Raw genomic sequence first — 18,123 nt, 5'->3', positions numbered from 1 at the left:
TGTCGATACCACCTCAGCCCGGGTCGGGCTTGCGGCCCCTGCGCTTCATCTTGGCCAGGCGTTCCCGCTCGGCCGCGGCTTCCGCCTCCAGCCTCTCGCGCTCTGCGAATTCGGCTTCGATCTTGTCGTCGTCGATCGGCCAAGCCTCGTGCTTCTTCGTTTCGACCACGGCGCGCGGCGTCGAGGGTATCTCGATCCTCTCCCCCTCGAAGATATCGAAGATGGCGAAGCGGATGTCGTTCTGAACGACGCTGCCGTTCATGATGTCGGCGACGAACACGCGGATCTCGAATTCGAGCGCGGCCGCCCCGAAATTGGCGAAGAGAACGAACGGCTCGGGATTCTTCAGCACCATCGGATGGGCGCGTGCAATATCCATCAGGACGGCGTGGACGCGCTTGACGTCGCTGCCATAGGCGACGCCGACCTTGATGTCGATGCGCCCGAGCTTGTTGCGATGCGTCCAGTTGCCGACCGCATTGTTGATGAGGTTCGAGTTGGGCAGGATCACCGCCTGCCGCTGGAAGGTCTCTATCTCGGTGGCGCGCACGCTGATCTTCCGCACCGTGCCGCTGACGTCGCCCGCCACGATCCAGTCGCCGACCTTGAACGGCCGCTCGGCAAGCAGGATCAGGCCCGAAACGAAATTCGAGACGACGTTCTGCAGGCCGAAGCCGATACCCAGCGAAAGCGCGCCGGCAACCAGCGCCAGATTGGAAAGATCGATGCCCGCCGCCGAGATGCCGACCAGGCCGGCGACCGCCACGCCGGCATAGCCGACGCCGAGCCGGATCGAGTTGCGCACGCCGGCATCGACCTTGCCGCGCGCCATCACCGATCCGTCCAGCCAACCCTGGAACCAGCGCGTCAGGAAATAGCCGATAGCAAAGACGACGATGCCGCTGAGGATGCCGAGGAAGGAGATGGTCACCGAACCGATCGTGACGCCGGTCGCCAGCTTGTAGGCCCAGGCCTCGATATCGCCGGGCTGGAAGCCCCACATCAACAAGATCAGCGGCAGGAACACCGCCACGATCATCAGGTTGATAGCGATGCTGACGACCAGCCCGAGTTGGTCGAGGGCGGTATCCTCGTAGCTGGACTTTTCCGAAAGCCATCGCCCGACCGACGTGTCGGCGAAGCCGCCCTCCTCCCCGATCGCGCGTGCCGACAGAAAGCCGATATAGGCCGTCACCAGCACCGTGCCGGTCACCACGACCTGGAACGAGACGAAAAGCGCCAGGCCGATATAGCCGAGCAGCGCCGCCGCAATGGTGAACAGGCCGAGGGCGATGGCCATGAAGCGAAGCCATGCCGGCCAGGGCCGCCATGAGCCGTCAGCCGTCCTGAAAGGCCGCAACAGTCCCATCAGGATCAGGATGACGCCGACGATGATAGCGGCGACAAAGCCTCTAGCGATCGTCAGCGAAAGCGGCGATCCCATCTTCTCGTTGACGACCGACAGGAAGTAGTTGAACCCGAGCACCAGCGCCATGGCGGTCGCCAGGCCAACCAGCCAACGCGCCCGGCCGGTCGCGACCGGGATCAGGCGCCAGTTGGGCAGGCGCGGTTCGAGCGCCGCGTTGGTCAGCCGGTTGACGCAGAACACCATGGCGATCACCGTCAGCAAGGCATTGAGGAATGTGCCGATATCGCCACGCAGCACATTGTAATAATTGAAGAAGAACACGGCCGAGGCGAAGAAGACGCCGAGCGCGAGGGTCGGCAGCAGCGTCGACCAGAAGGCCACCGACAGCCGGCTGAGATAGGACGGATCCTCGACGGTCGGGTCGGCCTCGAAGATGCGGCCGAACAGGCGTCTGCCGCCGATCAACAGCACGGCCGCCAGCGCCAGCGCCATAAGCGTCGCCGCAAGGATCGCCTGGAACTTGAACCTGACGGCGAAGCTCGCCCAGGACGACACCGCCTTGTAGAGGCCCGTGAACTGGTCATGCGCGTCGGAAAAGGCCTGCGGGCTCAACGCGTCGGTCAGGTCATAGTGCTTGGTGATGACGCTGCGGAAAAGCTCGCTGCGCATGACGGCGATCTTGTCGATCAAGCCGTTGACGCGAATCGACAGGTTTTGCGCGCTGGCGACGACCGCGTTGATCTGAGCCTTTTCCGTGGCGAGCGCGCCGCGCTCGCTGCTGACGATCACCGGCTCGGCAGGTTGCCCCTGCGCCGGCGGCGGGCCGAGAACCTCCGCGCGATTGTTGATGTCGGTGAGGCGCTGCCGGAATGCCAGCGCGCTGTTCAGCGCCGCGCGCGAAATATCCTCGAGCTGCAACCGGATGTCGACGAGCCCCGGATCGTCCTGGTCGGGGTCGCTCAGTTTCTTTTCCAGGCCGTCGGTCCTGGCCGTCAGGTCCTGGATGGCCTTGGTCTGGTCGGCGATGAGTTGTGACGAGCCATGGCCGATCGCCTGCGCCGACGCGTCCAGCGCCGGCTGCGCGAAGACAGCGACGATGACGACCAGAACCAGGCGTAGCAGGTGGAGGAACATGGCGTTGTTGGCGACTCGCGGCCGAAAATTCTCGAAATTTCCGCTCTTGATAAAGACCGGCATATCGGGCGGCAAGCCGTCCCGATCGTGTCGGCGATAGTCGGCCTGTCGAAAAGCGATGGCGCAATCTTGGCTTTGCGCTTCCCGCCTGCTCTATAGTCTGCCGCCTCGCATCATAAGGACGATAGGAAGAATGGCGGAATATTCAGCCTTCTCGCTGCTCAAGAACGCGCTGACCGGCAACAAGGATTGGAAGCCCGCCTGGCGTAAGCCGGACCCCAAGGCTTCCTATGACGTGATCGTCATCGGCGGCGGTGGCCACGGTCTTTCGACCGCCTATTATCTCGCCAAGGAACACGGCATCACCAATGTCGCGGTGCTGGAAAAGGGCTGGCTCGGCTCCGGCAATGTCGGCCGCAACACCACGGCGGTGCGCTCCAACTATCTCTTGCCGCAGAACACCCGCTTCTACGAACACTCGATGAAGCTGTGGGAGAATCTCTCGCACGACCTCAACTACAACGTCATGTTCTCGCAGCGCGGCTGCCTGAACCTCGCGCACACGCCCGCCCAGCTCGACGATTATGCCAAGCGCGGCAACGCCATGCGCCATCTCGGCGTCGACGCCGAGCTGATGAGCGTCGACCGCATCAAGCGGCTTGTCCCGGCGCTGGATGTCTCAGGGTCGGCACGCTTTCCCGTCCTTGGCGGGCTGATGCAGCCGCGCGCCGGCACGGCCCGGCACGACGCGGTCGCCTGGGGCTATGCGCGCGGCGCCGACCGGCGCGGCGTCGATATTATCGAGAATTGCGAGGTCACCGGCTTCCTGCGCGACGGCGACCGCATCACCGGCGTTTCGACGACGCGCGGCGAGATCCGCGCCAAGAAGGTCGCGCTTGCGGTTGCCGGCAGCACCGGCCGCGTCATGCAGCTTGCCGGCATCTCGCACATGCCGATCGAAAGCCACGTGCTGCAGGCCTTCGTCTCGGAATCGCTGAAGCCTGTCGTCGACACCGTTCTCACCTTCGGCATGGGCCATTTCTACATCTCGCAGTCCGACAAGGGCGGCCTGGTCTATGGCGGCGACCTCGACGGCTACAACAGCTACGCCCAGCGCGGCAGCCTGCCGATCGTCGATGAGGTGATGAGCGAGATGGTGGCGCTGTTTCCCGGCCTGGCGCGCGTGCGCATGCTGCGCTCCTGGGGCGGTCTGTGCGACATGACGATGGACGGCTCGCCGATCATCGCCGCCGGTCCGCTGCCGGGCATGTATCTCAATTGCGGCTGGTGCTATGGCGGCTTCAAGGCGACGCCGGCCTCCGGCTGGTGCTTTGCCTACACCATTGCCAAGGACGAGCCGCACGAATTCAACGCGCCCTTCACGCTCGACCGTTTCTACCGCGGCCTCGTCATCGACGACAAAGGCCAGGGCGCGACGCCCAGATTGCACTAGGGTTTGGATTGAAAATGCTGATCACCTGTCCCTATTGCGGCCCGCGCGACGTCATCGAATTCACTTACCAGGGCGACGGTAACCGCGAGCGGCCGCAGCCCGCCTCGCAGGACCTCGACGCCTGGAACGCCTATGTCTACGACCGGCTCAATCCGGCCGGCGATCACAATGAGATCTGGCAGCATTCCGGCGGTTGCCGCGCGCATCTCAGGGTCGTGCGCAACACGATCTCGCACGAAATCCTGAGCACCGCATTCGCCCGTGGCGGCCACAAGACGGAGAGCCGCTCGTGAGCCCCCGCCGCACAGAGACCGGCGGCCGGATCGACCGGCTGCGCACCATCCGCTTCACCTTCGACGGCGCGCCTTACACCGGTCATGCCGGCGACACGCTGGCCTCGGCGCTGCTCGCCAATGGCGTGACGCTGTTCGGTCGCTCGTTCAAATACCATCGCCCGCGCGGCCTGCTCGCCGCCGGCGTCGAGGAGCCGAACGCGCTGGTGACTGTGCTGCGCGGCGAGGTGCGCGAGCCCAACATCGCGGCGACCATGGTCGAAATCTACGACGGGCTCGTCGCCGTCAGCCAGAACCGTACCCCCTCGCTCGCCTGGGATATCGGCGCCCTCAACCAGCTCGGCGGCAAGCTCCTGTCGGCCGGCTTCTACTACAAGACCTTCATGGGGCCGGTGATCGGCCCGCTGAAGGGCACGCGCTTCTGGATGTTCTGCGAGCATTTCATCCGTCGCGCCGCCGGCCTTGGCAAGGCTGGCACCGCTCCCGATCCGTCTCGCTACGAGCGCATGAACGCCTTTTGCGACGTGCTGGTCGTCGGCTCCGGCCCCGCCGGCCTGATGGCGGCGAAAGCCGCCGCCGACCAGGGCGTCCGCGTCATCCTCGCAGATCTCGAAGCCCATTTTGGCGGCTCCGCCAACTGGTCGGGCGAAATCATCGACGGCATGCCTGCCGCCGAATGGGCCCAGCGCACGGTCGCGCAGCTCGGAGGCAACGACAATGTGCGGCTTTTGCCGCGCACGACGGTGTGGGGCTATTACGACGGCAACACGCTGGCCGCCCTCGAACGGGTGACCGATCATAAGGAAACGCCAGCCAAGGGCGAGCCGCGCCAGCGCTACTGGGCGATCCGCGCCAGCACGGTGGTCCTCGCCACCGGTTCCTTCGAGCGGCCGCTGGTGTTTCCGGGCAACGACCGTCCCGGCGTCATGCTGGCGCATGCGGCGGAACGTTACGTCAATGAATATGGCGTGCTGCCGGGACAGCGCGTCGCGCTCTTCACCAATAACGACAGCGCCTACCGCTCGGCCGTTGCCTTGAAGAAGGCCGGCGCGGCCATCGTTGCCATCGTCGATGTCCGCGCCGACGTCTCGAACGACATGCGCCGGCTCGCCGGCGAGGCCGAGGCCGAGCTTCTGGACGGCCATGCCGTGGTTGCGACCGAAGGCGGCAAGGCCCTCACCGGTCTCAAGGTGCAGCGCTTCGATGCCACGGGCGGCACGCTGAGTGGCGACGAGCGCAGCATCCATGCCGACAGCCTTCTGATGTCGGGCGGCTGGTCGCCGACCATTCATCTCGCCAGCCAGGCGGGCGCCAAGGCTGAATGGGACCCGGCCAGGCAGGCCTTCCTGCCGCCCAGGCCAACGCAGCGCTGGATCGGTGCCGGCGCCTTCACCGGCAGCTTCTCCACCGCCGAAGCCATCGCCGAGGGCCGCGCGGCCGGCGTTTCGGCTGCCGGCGGAACGGCGGCGCCCGCAGCCCTGCCGATCGTCGAGGCCGCACCGGGCGATCCAGATCCGGCACCGGTCTTCGAGATCAAGGCCAAGGGCAAGAGCTTTGTCGACTTCCAGCACGATGTCACCGCCGAGGACGTGCGGCTGGCGCATCGCGAAGGTTTCGTATCGGTGGAGCACCTGAAGCGCTACACCACGCTCGGCATGGCGACCGACCAGGGCAAGAACTCCAATGTGCCTGGCCTTGCGATCATGGCCGAGGCGCTCGGCAAGCCGATCCCCGAGGTCGGCACGACGCGCTTTCGCCCGCCTTACACGGCGGTCTCGATCGGCTCCCTTGCTGCCGAGCGTTTCGGCGACCTCAAGCCCCAGCGGCTGACGCCGATGCATGACTGGCACATCGCCAACGGCGCGACCATGTATTCGGCCGGCCTCTGGTACCGGCCGATGATCTACGGCCTTCCCGGCGAGACGGTCGAGCAGGCCTATGTCCGCGAGGCCAGGGCGACGCGCGAAAGCGCCGGCATCGTCGATGTCTCGACGCTGGGCAAGATCGCGGTGCAGGGACCGCACGCGGCCGAGTTCCTCGACCGCGTCTACACCAACATGTTCTCCAATTTGGCCGTCGGCAAGGCCCGCTACGGCTTGATGCTGCGCGAGGACGGGCTTGCCTTCGACGATGGCACCACCTGGCGGCTTGGCGAGCAGGAATTCCTGATGACCACCACCACCGCCAATGCCGGCAAGGTGATGCAGCATCTGGAATATTTCCTCGACGTCATCTGGCCGGAGCTGAAGGTCACCGTGACCTCCGTCACCGACGAATGGGCGGGTGCGGCGATCGGCGGACCGAACGCGCGGGCCATCCTCGCTTCCTGCGTGACCGGCACCGCCGTCAACAACGCCACCCTGCCCTTCATGGGCATCGTCCATGGCCGGATCGCCGGCGTGCCGGTGATGATCTGCCGGCTGTCCTTCTCCGGCGAAATGGCGTTCGAAGTCTATTCCGGCGCCGGCTACGGCACCCGTGTCTGGGAAGCCCTGATCGAGGCCGGCAAGCCTCTCGGCCTTGTCACCTACGGGCTCGAGGCGCTGGGCACGATGCGGATCGAGAAAGGCCATGTCACCGGCGCCGAGATCGACGGCCGCACCACGGCGCGCGACCTGCATCTCGACTGGATGCTGTCGAAGAAGAAGCCGTTCATCGGCTCGGCCATGATGGACCGCGAAGGCCTGATCGCGCCTGACCGGCTCGAGCTGGTCGGGCTGATCGCGCTCGACAACCGGCCGCTCAACGGCGGCGGCCATATCGTCGAGGAACTGGACGAGGACAATCCGCACGACTCGCTAGGCCACATCACCGCCTGCTGCTATTCGCCGGCGCTCGGCAAATATATCGCGCTGGCCTTGGTCAAGGGCGGCAAGGCAAGGCATGGGACCCGCGCCTTCGTCTCCGACCCGCTGCGCAACCGGTTCGGACCGATCGAGATCGTCTCAAACCATTTCTACGATCCGGACGGGAGCCGCATGCATGGCTGAGCACGAGTTGCCCGAACGCCAATCGCCGCTCGAGCCGGAGTACCATCCGGGTTCACACGGCAATTTCGAACATGGCGTCGACGTCATCCTGTCCGAGACGCGGCCGGGCTCGATCCTGCAGCTCGCCGCCTGGCCGGGTGAAGAGAAGCAGCTGATCGAAATTATCGGCAAGGTCACCGGTCTCGCTCTGCCCGACGGCGCCGGCGGGGGTGTGAGCAACGGTGCGCGTGCCGCCTTCGGCTTCGCGCCGGGAAAATTCACCGTGGTGGACGAGGCCGAAGGTCTGGCCGCGGCCTTCGCCGGCGCCATCACGCCGACCATCGGCACGCTGACGGACCTTTCGCATGGCCGCACCGCGATCCGCATCGCTGGTCCGAAGGCTGAATGGGTGATGGCGAAGTTCTTCGCTATCGACTTCGCCTTGCCGGCGTTCCCGCTCGGCGCCGGACGTTCGACCAACCATCACGACATCTTCGCCCAGATCCAGCGCAGCGGGCCAGACCAGTTCGACATCTACGTCTTCCGCTCCTTCGCGCGCTCCTTCTGGAAGGCCTTGTGCCATGCCTCCGAGGAGGTCGGTTACGAAGTGCAATAGCCCGCTCGGCGTTGTTGGCTTAACATTGGTCCAGACGGCATCTGGCATTATCGACGGCTACAACTGCTGCTTGAGCGCTGGGCCAGCAGGCGCGATAGGTAAGGAATCACGGGCGTTTGCCAGGGCAAACGTCCGCACCGGCAACCAGTTCGACCATGCTCTTCCATGACTGTTGAGATTTCGGCGACGGCCACGACCCGCTTTGCTCCGGCGGAGGGTCCGTCGATGCTGTTGCCGGCAACCGTCGCTTGCGGCGTGTTCATGACCAGTCTCGACCAGAACGTCGTGGTCACCGCGCTGCCCGGCATCGGCGAGAGCCTCGACCGGCCGCCAAGCCAGCTCGGCCTTTTGATCACCGTCTATGTCGCCAGCCTCATCGTCACCATGCCGCTCGGCGGCTGGCTGGCCGACCGCTTCGGCCTGCGCAACGTCTATTGCTTCGCGCTGCTCGTCTTCGCCGGCGCCTCGGCCTTGTGCGGCCTTTCGGAAAACATCTGGATGCTGGTCGGCTCGCGCGCCCTGCAAGGCTGCGGCGGCGCGCTGATGGGCACGCTTGGTCAGGTCGTGATCCTGTCGAGCTTCCCGCGCGACCGCACGCTGAAGATCAACATGTATATTTCGCTCGCCGGCCAATCCGGGCCGCTGGTCGGGCCGCTCGTCGGCGGCGCCCTCACCACTTACGTCTCCTGGCGCTGGATCTTCTACATCAATATCCCGATCGCGCTGACCGCGGCGCTGCTGGCCGCCTCCCTGTTTCCGACGACGACCAAGCCGGTGCGCACGCCGTTCGATTTGCCGGGCTTCCTGCTCGTCGGCTGCGGCATGACGCTGCTGGTCTTCGGCATGGATTCGGTCGCTGCGAAAGATGCGGCCGCCAGCGGCATGGCGCTGGAACTTGGCTTGGCGATCGTTATCCTGACGGTTGCCGCCTTCTACTGCCTGCGCGCGCGCAATCCGCTGCTCGACCTCAATCTCTTGCGCATCCGCACCTTCCGCATCTCCTTCCTGACGGGCGGCGGCCTCGACACGATCGGCCTGAGCTCGGTGGTCTTCCTCTTGCCGCTGATGTTCCAGCTTGGCTTCGGCATGAGCGCCGTGCAGGCAGGATCGCTGACCTTCGTCGCCGCGATCGGGTCGTTGATCATGCGCTTCTTCATGCCGCGCCTTTTGAACCGTTTCGGCTTCAAGCGCGTGCTGGTCACCAATACGCCGATCGTCGCTTTGCTGGTCGCGGGCTTCGCCCTGATGCAGGAGGCCCTCCCGGCCTGGATCGTGCTTGCCTATATTTTCGCCTTCGGCGTCTTCCGCTCGGTGCAATGGGCTTCGACCGGCAATCTCTCCTATTCGGACATCGCACCGGAGCAGCTCGCGCGCTTCAGCGCGCTCTATTACATCCTGTGGCAGCTGGCGGTGGCGATCAGCGTCGGCCTCGCGGCAGCATTGCTGTCGCTGCTTGCCGGCGGCGGCAAGGCCAGCATCTACGACTACCGCATCCTGTTCGTCATCGAAGGGTTGATCACGCTTTGCGCGCTGTCGGCCTACCTGAGGCTGACCCCGAAGGACGGCGCCCATGTCAGCGGCCATGGCGCGCATATGAGCACCGACTGACGCCTCCGCCGACGCTACTTCGCGAACGTCACCCAGTCCTCGAGCGGCGCGCGGTCGGTGCGGAACTCGTTCTCCGGCTTGGACGTGTCTTCATAGCCCAGCGCCATGCCGCAGACGACGATCTCTTCGTCGGGAATATCGAGCACAGGCCTGATCTGACGGTGATAGGGCGCAAAGGCCGCCTGCGGACAGGTATGCAGTCCCCTGCCCCGCGCCGCGACCATGATGTTCTGCAGGAACATGCCGTAGTCGATCCACGACCCTTGGTTCAGCCTCCGGTCGATCGTGAAGATCATGCCGACCGGAGCGTCGAAGAAGATGAAATTGCGGTCGTGCTGGGCGCGCATTCTGTCGACCTCGCGGCGTCCGATGCCCAGCACGCCATAGAGCCCGAAGCCGTTGGCGCGGCGGCGGGTGAGATATGGTTCGAAGAACTGGTCGGGATAGTAGCGGTACTCGTCCCACTCCGCCTTTTCGGCACGGATGCCGGAATTGAGGATGGCGTCACTTATGCGCTGCTTGACCTCGCCCTTGGTCACATAGACGCGCCAGGGCTGCATGTTGGTGCCCGACGGCGCGCGCGCGGCGACCGCCAGGATCGCACGGATCGTGTCGTCATCGACCATATCGGGCAGAAACGCGCGCACCGACCGGCGCGACAGGATCGCATCGTCGACGATCGCCGCGTCCATGGCGATTCGGCTATTCTTCTCCAGCATGGGCCGTCCCTTCGCGCATGGCCGGAACTGCAACCGGTTCCATGGCGACCATCCGCAGACACTAAAACTGTATTGGTCCCCGACCGGACGTCCCCACTCGCCGTTCGTGATCGTGGCTTTGCCTCAACCTCAAAAATCGCGCAAGTAAATCTTGCGGGTTGTGAAAATCCCCTTGATTTTTTCATGACTTTGCCGCTTCATGAAATTTATACGGATTTTTTCACGAGATACGCTTGAGCTCGACTACAGCCAGATCGGAGCAGGATAATGGCGACCGGCTGCTGGCCGGCGACATCCGTGCGCTTCGCAAGGCGCGCGGCCTCACGCTGGCCGAGATTGCCCTCAAGCTCGGCCGGTCGGTCGGCTGGGTCAGCCAGGTCGAGCGCGGCCTCTCGATTCCCTCGCTCGGTGACTTGCGGGCATTCGCCAGCCTCTTCGATGTTCCGATCAGCCTGTTCTTCAGCCATGACGTGCCTGTCGAGCAGGAACGCGGCGTGGTCGTGCGTGCCGGCAGCCGGCGTTCGCTTGGCACAAGTGAATCCGGCCTGGTGGAGGAGCTTCTGTCGCCCGATCTCGGCGGTAGTTTCGAGATGCTGCGCTCGGTGTTCGCGCCGGGCGCGGAGCTGAAGACCGAAGCGCGCCGCCCGACGGAAGAAGCGGGCTATATCGCGTCGGGCACTTTCGAGATCGAGATCGACGGCGTCTGGCATCGTCTCGGCGAAGGCGATTCGTTCCGCTTTGAGGGCAAGCCGTTCCGCTGGCGCAATCCCGGCGCCGAGCCGGCAGTAGTCATCTGGGTGGTTTCGCCACCGGTATACTGACAATGCATGTCATCCAAAAGTGCGCAGCGGTTTGGGATAACGACATGCATCAAAAACAAAACCGAAGCGCGAAGCGCTGAGACTCTGGAGGAAGAAATGGCCGGTTTGCCAACCGCGGCACGCGTGGTGATCATCGGAGGCGGCGTCGTCGGCACCTCCTCGCTCTATCACCTCTGCAAGGCGGGCTGGACCGACTGCGTGCTTCTGGAAAAGAACGAGCTGACTTCCGGCTCGACCTGGCATGCCGCCGGCAACGTGCCGACCTTCTCCTCGTCCTGGTCGCTGATGAACATGCAGCGCTATTCGACCGAGCTTTACCGGGGTCTGGCCGAAGCGGTCGACTATCCGATGAACTACCATGTAACCGGCTCGCTCCGGCTCGCCCATACCAAGGAGCGCATGCAGGAATTCCAGCGCGCCAAGGGCATGGGCCGCTACCAGGGAATGGATATCGACGTCGTCGGACTGGACGAGATCAAGCGCCGCTACCCCTTCATCGAGACGCATGAGTTGAAGGGCGCGCTCTATGACCCGAGCGACGGCGACATCGACCCGGCTCAGCTGACCCAGGCGCTGGCCAAAGGCGCGCGTGACATGGGCGCCAAGATCATCCGCTTCTGCCCGGTCACCGGCGTGCGCCGCGAGAACGGCGAATGGGTGATCGCCACCCCGCAAGGCGAGATCCGCTGCGAGATCGTCATCAATGCGGCCGGCTACCGCGCCGCCGAAGTCGGCAAGATGTTCGGGCGCGACGTGCCGATGATGGTGATGAGCCATCAGTACATCCTGTTTGAGGAAATCCCCGAGCTTGCCGCCTGGACGAAGGAACAGGGCCACAAGCTACCGCTGCTGCGCGACGTCGACACGTCCTATTATCTGCGGCAGGAAAAGAGCGGCATGAATCTCGGCCCCTATGAGCGCAATTGCCGCGCGCATTGGGCGACCCACAACGATCCGATGCCGGAGGATTTTTCCTTCCAGCTTTTCCCCGACGATCTCGACCGGCTGGAGCATTATCTCGCCGACGCCGTCGCCCGCGTGCCGATCCTCGGCACCGCCGGCCTCTCCAAGGTGATCAACGGCCCGATCCCTTACGCGCCGGACGGCAATCCGCTGATCGGGCCGATGCCCGGCGTGCCGAACGCCTTCGAGGCCTGCGTCTTCACCTTCGGCATCGCGCAAGGGGGCGGCGCCGGCAAGGTGCTGGCCGAATGGGTCACCGAGGGCCAGACCGAATGGGACATGTGGTCCTGCGATCCGCGCCGTTTCACCAGCTTCGCCTCGGCGCCCGACTATTGCGTCGCCAAGGGCATGGAAATCTACGGCAACGAATACGCCATCCAGTTCCCGCGCCATGCCTGGCCGGAGGGGCGCAACCGCAAACTGTCGCCGCTGCATGATCGCATCAAGGCGCTGGGCGGCCAGTTCGACGCCTATAATGGCTGGGAGCGCGCGACTTGGTACGCACAACCCGGCGATGATACTTCCGAAGAGTCTACCCTCACCTTCCGCCGCGACGGGCCCTGGCAGCAGCGTGTGCGCGAGGAATGCCTTGCCGTGCGCGACGCCGCCGGCATCCTCGACTTGCCCGGCTTCTCGCGCTTCAACCTCGAAGGTCCGGGCGCGGCCGATTGGCTGGCCTTGCAGGTCACCGGCCTTGTGCCGAAGCCCGGCCGCATCGGCCTCGTCTATTACGCCGACGACAAGGGCCGCATCGTCACCGAAATGTCGGCGGTGCGCCATGGCGAGGACCAGATGACGCTGATCACTGCCGCGGTGGCGCAGTGGCACGATTTCGAATGGCTGAAGTCGCGCCTGCCCGCCGATGCGGCCTTCACGCTCACCGACCGGACGGAGGAATATTCCACCCAGATCCTCGCCGGCCCGAACTCGCGAAAAATCCTGGCCGAAGTCTGCGACGCCGACCTGACGCTGCCCTGGCTGACGCATCAGGAAACAACCATTGCCGGGCGCCGGGCGAAGCTGGTGCGCGTCTCCTTCGCCGGCGAGCTCGGCTGGGAAATCCACACCAAGGTCGCGGACACGGCGACCGTCTTCGACGCCGTCTGGGCCGCTGGCCGGAAGCACGGTTTGAAACCCTTCGGCATGTATGCGCTGGATTCGCTGCGGCTGGAAAAAGGCTACCGCACCTGGAAGGGCGACCTCTCGACCGACTATTCGATCCTGCAGGGCGGCCTGGAGCGCTTCGTCAAATGGGACAAGCCGGACTTCCGCGGCAAGGCGGCTTTGCTCAATGAGAAGCAGCAGGGCGTGAAGAAGCGCTTCGTCACGCTGGTCGTCGAGAACCCCGGCGACTGCGACGCGCCCTATATGTCGACGCTCTGGCATGACGGCACGATCGTCGGCGAGACGACGTCGGGCGGCTGGGGCCACCGGGTCGACAGGTCGATTGCGCTCGGCATGCTGCGCGCCGATCTCACGCAACCGGGCACCGCGATCGAGGTCGAGATTTTCGGCGACCGCTTCAAGGCCATCGTCCAGAACGACGAGCCGCTGTGGGATCCGAAGAATGAGAGGTTGCGGGCATGACCTCCGTCATCCTCACCGACGGCGGCATGGGACAGGAACTGGTCCGGCGCAGCAGGTCCGAGCCGACGCCGCTGTGGTCGGCCAGGGTGCTGATCGACGAGCCGGAACTTGTGCGCGACCTGCATGCGGAATTCATCCGTGCCGGCGCCCGCGTCATCACCATCAACACCTATTCGGCAACGCCGGAGCGCCTGGCGCGCGAGGGCGCCGAAGATTTGTTCAAGCCGTTGCAGAAGCGCGGCATCGAGCTGGCGCGCCAGGCTCGCGACGAGGCGGGCGATGCTGCTATTGCCGGTTGCCTGTCGCCTCTCTTCGGCAGCTACGCGCCGGCGCTGACCATCTCCTTTGAGGACACGCTCGATATCTATCGCCGTATCGTCGCCGAGCAGGCGGATGGCGTCGATTTGTTCCTGTGCGAGACGATGGCCTCCGCCGAGGAGGCGCGCGCGGCGGTCACCGCGGCCTCGGAAAGCGGCAAGCCCGTATGGGTGTCCTGGACGCTCGCCGATCATGGCACGCCGCGCCTGCGCAGCGGCGAAACCATTGCTGCCGCCGTCAGTGCCCTCGACGGCCTGCCGGTCGCGGCCCGGCTGCTCAACTGCTGCGGGCCCGAAGCCATCGCCGCCGCCTTGCCCGAACTCGTTGCCCTGGGTGGACCGGTGGGTGCCTATGCCAACGGCTTCACTTCGGTCGAGGCATTGAAGCATGGCGGGACGGTGGACGTGCTGCACGCCCGCCATGATCTCGATCCGCAAGCCTATTCGGACCAGGCCATCGGCTGGGTCGATGCCGGCGCCGGCATCGTCGGCGGCTGTTGCGAAGTCGGCCCTGCTCATATCGCCGCCCTGCGCGACAAGCTCACGCGGGCCGGTCACCAGATTTCGGGAGTCTCCTGATGCCAAAACCGTCAAAGCGCATTACCGGTATCGTGCCTTCGGGCAAGGATGGCTGGGAAGTCCACTTCGCCGCCTGGACCCGCAAGCAGGCGGGCGAAAACATCATCGTGCTCTCGGTCGGCGACCATGATTTCGACACGCCGTCTGAAACGATTGAGGCTTGCGTGACCGCCGTGCGCGGCAGCAACCATCATTACACGCCGCTGCCCGGCCTGCCGCGCCTGCGCAAGGCGATGGCCGCCGCCGCGACCGCTTGCGCCGGCATCCTCACCGAAGCCGACGAGGTCATCGCCACGCCTGGCGGCCAGGCAGCGCTTTACGCCGCCGTGCAGGGCGTGCTCGACCCGGGCGACCACGCCATCGTCGTCGCGCCCTATTACGCCACCTATCCCAACACATTCAGCGCCGCGGGCGCCAGCTTCACCGTGGTCGAGACGCCCGCGGAAGATGGGTTTCAACCTCGCGCGGAGATGATCCGCGCTGCGCTCAAGCCAAACACCCGCGCCATACTGATCAACACGCCGAACAACCCGACCGGCGCCGTCTACTCGCGCGAACGGCTCGAGCAGCTGGCCGAAATCTGCAAGGAACACGATCTCTGGCTGCTGTCGGATGAGGTCTACTGGACGCTTGGCGGCGGCGAGCACATCTCGCCGCGCTCGTTGCCCGGCATGGCCGAGCGCACGCTGGTCATCAACTCCATGTCGAAGAGCCACGGCATGACCGGCTGGCGCATGGGCTGGCTGACCGGGCCGAAAGCGATGATCGCGCTGATGACCGACCTCAATCTGGTCACGACCTACGGCCTGCCGGCCTTCATCTCCATCGCCTGCGCCGAGGCGCTCGAAAATCACTATGGCGTGAAGGATATCGCCGAGCGTTACGCCGCGCGGCGCACGATCTTCCTCGATGCCATACGCGGCGCCAATGAAGTCACCGTGCGCGGCTCCGACGGCGGCATGTACATCATGCTCGATGTCTCCGCGGTCGAACCCGACGACGAGAAATTCGCCTGGGCGCTGCTCGACAAGGAAAAGGTCGGCGTCATGCCCGGATCGAGCTTCGGCGAGGCCGCCGCCGGGCATATCCGCATCAGCCTCTGCCAGCCCGAACCCGTCCTCAAGGAGGCAGCACTTCGCGTTTGCCGCTTCGCTTCGAACTATCGCCGCGAGGCCGCATGACCAAGACCATCCTGGCCAAGGCGATCCCCGACAAGGCGAGGGCCGTGATCATCGGCGGCGGCGTCTCCGGCTGCTCGGTCGCCTACCACCTGGCCAAGCTCGGCTGGACCGACATCGTGCTCCTGGAGCGCAAGCAGCTCACCTCAGGCACCACCTGGCATGCGGCCGGGCTGATCGGCCAGTTACGCGGCTCGCAGAACATGACGCGGCTGGCGAAATATTCGGCCGATCTCTACGTCAAGCTGGAAGCCGAGACCGATGTCGGCACCGGCATGCGCCAGGTCGGCTCGATCACCGTGGCGTTGACGGAAGAGCGCAAGCACGAGATCTACCGGCAGGCTTCGCTCGCCCGCGCCTTCGATGTCGACGTGCGCGAGATTTCGCCGCGCGAGGTCAAGGAGATGTACCCGCATCTCAACGTCTCGGATGTGGTCGGCGCGGTACATCTGCCGCTCGACGGCCAGTGCGATCCCGCCAACATCGCCATGGCGCTGGCCAAGGGCGCGCGCCAGCGGGGAGCTTCCATCGTCGAGAATGTGAAGGTCACGAAAGTCCATACCAAGGACGGTAGAGTCTGCGGCGTCTCCTGGACGCAGGGCGAGGAGCAAGGCACGATCGAGACAGACATCGTCGTCAACTGCGCCGGCATGTGGGCGCGCGAGCTTGGCCGGCAGAACGGCGTCACCATCCCGCTGCATGCCTGCGAGCATTTCTATCTGGTCACCGAGCCGATCCCCGGCCTCTCCCGCCTGCCGGTGCTGCGCGTGCCGGACGAGTGCGCCTACTACAAGGAGGACGCCGGCAAGATGATGCTTGGCGCCTTCGAGCCGGTGGCGAAGCCCTGGGGCATGGACGGCATCCGTGAGGATTTCTGCTTCGACCAGTTGCCCGAGGACATGGACCATTTCGAGCCGATCCTGGAAATGGGAGTCAACCGCATGCCGATGCTGGGCACCGCCGGCATCCACACCTTCTTCAACGGCCCCGAGAGTTTCACGCCCGACGACCGCTACTATCTCGGCGAGGCGCCCGAGCTTTCCGGTTACTGGATGGCGACCGGCTATAACTCGATCGGCATCGTCTCCTCCGGCGGCGCCGGCATGGCGCTGGCTCAGTGGATCAACGACGGCGAGGCCCCCTTCGACCTGTGGGAAGTCGACATTCGCCGCGCCCAGCCCTTCCAGAAGAACCGCCGCTACCTCAAGGAGCGCGTCTCCGAAACGCTCGGCCTGCTCTATGCCGACCATTTCCCCTATCGCCAGATGGCGACCTCGCGCGGCGTGCGCCGCTCGCCCTTGCACGAGCACCTGAAGGCGCGCGGTGCGGTCTTCGGCGAGGTGGCGGGCTGGGAGCGCGCCAACTGGTTCGCGCGCGAAGGCCAGGAGCGCGAATACCGCTATTCCTGGAAGCGGCAGAACTGGTTCGACAACCAGCGCGACGAGCATCTCGCCGTGCGCAACGGCGTCGGCCTGTTCGACATGACCTCCTTCGGCAAGGTCCGCGTCGAAGGCCGCGATGCCTGCGCCTTCCTGCAGCGGCTCTGCGCCAACGACATGGACGTCGCGCCGGGCAAGATCGTCTACACGCAGATGCTCAACCAGCGCGGCGGCATCGAGAGCGACCTCACCGTGACGCGGCTGTCGGAGACGGCCTATTTCCTGGTCGTGCCTGGCGCCACGCTGCAGCGTGATCTCGCCTGGCTGAGAAAGCACGTCGCCGACGAGTTCGTCGTCATCACCGACGTGACCGCCGCCGAAGCCGTGATCTGCGTCATGGGTCCGGAGGCGCGAAAACTGATCCGGAAGGTCAGCCCGAACGATTTCTCCAATGAGGCCCATCTGTTCGGCACTTTCCAGGAGATCGAGATCGGCATGGGTCTCGCCCGCGCCCACCGCGTCACCTATGTCGGCGAGCTCGGCTGGGAACTCTACGTCTCGACCGAACAGGCGGCCCATGTCTTCGAGGCGATCACCGAAGCCGGCGCAGATGTCGACCTGAAACTCTGCGGCCTGCATACGCTTGATTCCTGCCGCATCGAAAAGGCCTTCCGCCATTTCGGCCACGACATCACCGACGAGGACAATGTGCTGGAGGCGGGCCTCGGCTTTGCCGTCAAGACGAGCAAAGCCGGCTTCATCGGCCGCGACGCTGTGCTCAGGAAGAAGGAAGCCGGCCTGTCACGCCGGCTGGTGCAGTTCCGCCTGAAGGACCCGCAGCCGCTGCTCTTCCACAACGAGGCCATCCTGCGCGACGGCAAGATCGTCGGTCCGATCACATCAGGCAATTACGGCCACCATCTCGGCGGCGCGATCGGGCTTGGCTATGTGCCTTGCCAGGGCGAGAGCGAGACGGATGTGCTGGGCTCATCCTACGAGGTGGAAATCGCCGGCGAGCGCTTCGCCGCGGAGGCCTCGCTGAAGCCGATGTATGATCCCAAGGCGGAACGGGTGAGAATGTAGTTTTCCTCTCGCGGCTTCGGGCAGGATTGCCCGCAGGCGTGAGCAAGAGTCGCTA

Annotated in this window: 12 protein-coding genes; 10 read left to right on the top strand and 2 right to left on the bottom strand. The window is 65.1% G+C overall.

The genetic code is table 11. From position 1 onward, the window contains the following. Positions 1-13: 13 nt before the first annotated feature. On the bottom strand, positions 14-2,503 hold the full coding sequence (locus FJ425_RS17185; protein WP_140627061.1) for a mechanosensitive ion channel family protein: 2,490 nt from the start codon (positions 2,501-2,503) through the stop codon (positions 14-16). A 193-nt stretch (positions 2,504-2,696) separates the two neighbouring features. On the opposite strand from FJ425_RS17185, the gene FJ425_RS17180 reads away from it, so the two are divergent. From FJ425_RS17180 to FJ425_RS17160, 5 genes are all read left to right on the top strand, one after another. After that, a complete protein-coding gene (locus tag FJ425_RS17180; protein WP_140627059.1) occupies positions 2,697-3,956 on the top strand; it encodes a sarcosine oxidase subunit beta in 1,260 nt (419 codons plus the stop codon). Positions 3,957-3,970: 14 nt separating this feature from the next. Next, complete coding sequence (locus FJ425_RS17175) at positions 3,971-4,249, top strand: sarcosine oxidase subunit delta (RefSeq protein WP_140627057.1); 279 nt, start codon at positions 3,971-3,973, stop codon at positions 4,247-4,249. Next, complete coding sequence (locus FJ425_RS17170; RefSeq protein ID WP_140627055.1) at positions 4,246-7,239, top strand: sarcosine oxidase subunit alpha; 2,994 nt, start codon at positions 4,246-4,248, stop codon at positions 7,237-7,239. Before FJ425_RS17175 ends, FJ425_RS17170 begins: the two co-directional genes overlap by 4 nt. Positions 7,240-7,246: 7 nt before the next feature. Continuing rightward, positions 7,247-7,834, top strand: coding sequence for a sarcosine oxidase subunit gamma (locus tag FJ425_RS17165; protein WP_140628140.1), 588 nt, complete (start codon positions 7,247-7,249; stop codon positions 7,832-7,834). A gap of 165 nt (positions 7,835-7,999) precedes the next feature. Next, positions 8,000-9,442, top strand: coding sequence for an MFS transporter (locus tag FJ425_RS17160; protein ID WP_140627053.1), 1,443 nt, complete (start codon positions 8,000-8,002; stop codon positions 9,440-9,442). A 14-nt stretch (positions 9,443-9,456) separates the two neighbouring features. Here FJ425_RS17160 and FJ425_RS17155 read toward each other — a convergent pair whose 3' ends face one another. After that, on the bottom strand, positions 9,457-10,161 hold the full coding sequence (locus tag FJ425_RS17155) for a nitroreductase (RefSeq protein WP_095764905.1): 705 nt from the start codon (positions 10,159-10,161) through the stop codon (positions 9,457-9,459). 233 nt (positions 10,162-10,394) lie between these two features. Here FJ425_RS17155 and FJ425_RS17150 point away from each other — a divergent pair, with 233 nt between their 5' ends. The 5 genes from FJ425_RS17150 (at position 10,395) to FJ425_RS17130 (ending at position 18,068) form a co-directional block, all read left to right on the top strand. After that, the gene (locus tag FJ425_RS17150; protein WP_140627050.1) at positions 10,395-10,982 is read left to right on the top strand and encodes an XRE family transcriptional regulator; all 588 of its coding nucleotides are present in this window, start codon (positions 10,395-10,397) and stop codon (positions 10,980-10,982) included. Between the two features lie 96 nt (positions 10,983-11,078). Next, entirely contained in the window at positions 11,079-13,532 is a 2,454-nt protein-coding gene (locus FJ425_RS17145; RefSeq protein ID WP_140627048.1) for an FAD-dependent oxidoreductase, read from the top strand. Next, on the top strand, positions 13,529-14,428 hold the full coding sequence (locus FJ425_RS17140) for a homocysteine S-methyltransferase family protein (protein WP_140627046.1): 900 nt from the start codon (positions 13,529-13,531) through the stop codon (positions 14,426-14,428). Before FJ425_RS17145 ends, FJ425_RS17140 begins: the two co-directional genes overlap by 4 nt. Then, entirely contained in the window at positions 14,428-15,609 is a 1,182-nt protein-coding gene (locus FJ425_RS17135; protein ID WP_140627044.1) for a pyridoxal phosphate-dependent aminotransferase, read from the top strand. The genes FJ425_RS17140 and FJ425_RS17135 overlap by 1 nt, the downstream gene beginning before the upstream one ends. Continuing rightward, entirely contained in the window at positions 15,606-18,068 is a 2,463-nt protein-coding gene (locus tag FJ425_RS17130; RefSeq protein WP_181175955.1) for an FAD-dependent oxidoreductase, read from the top strand. Before FJ425_RS17135 ends, FJ425_RS17130 begins: the two co-directional genes overlap by 4 nt. Positions 18,069-18,123: the final 55 nt, after the last annotated feature.

It is taken from the genome of Mesorhizobium sp. B2-7-2 (assembly GCF_006440775.1).
Taxonomy (GTDB): domain Bacteria; phylum Pseudomonadota; class Alphaproteobacteria; order Rhizobiales; family Rhizobiaceae; genus Mesorhizobium.
This window is presented reverse-complemented; position numbering and strand designations above follow the sequence as displayed.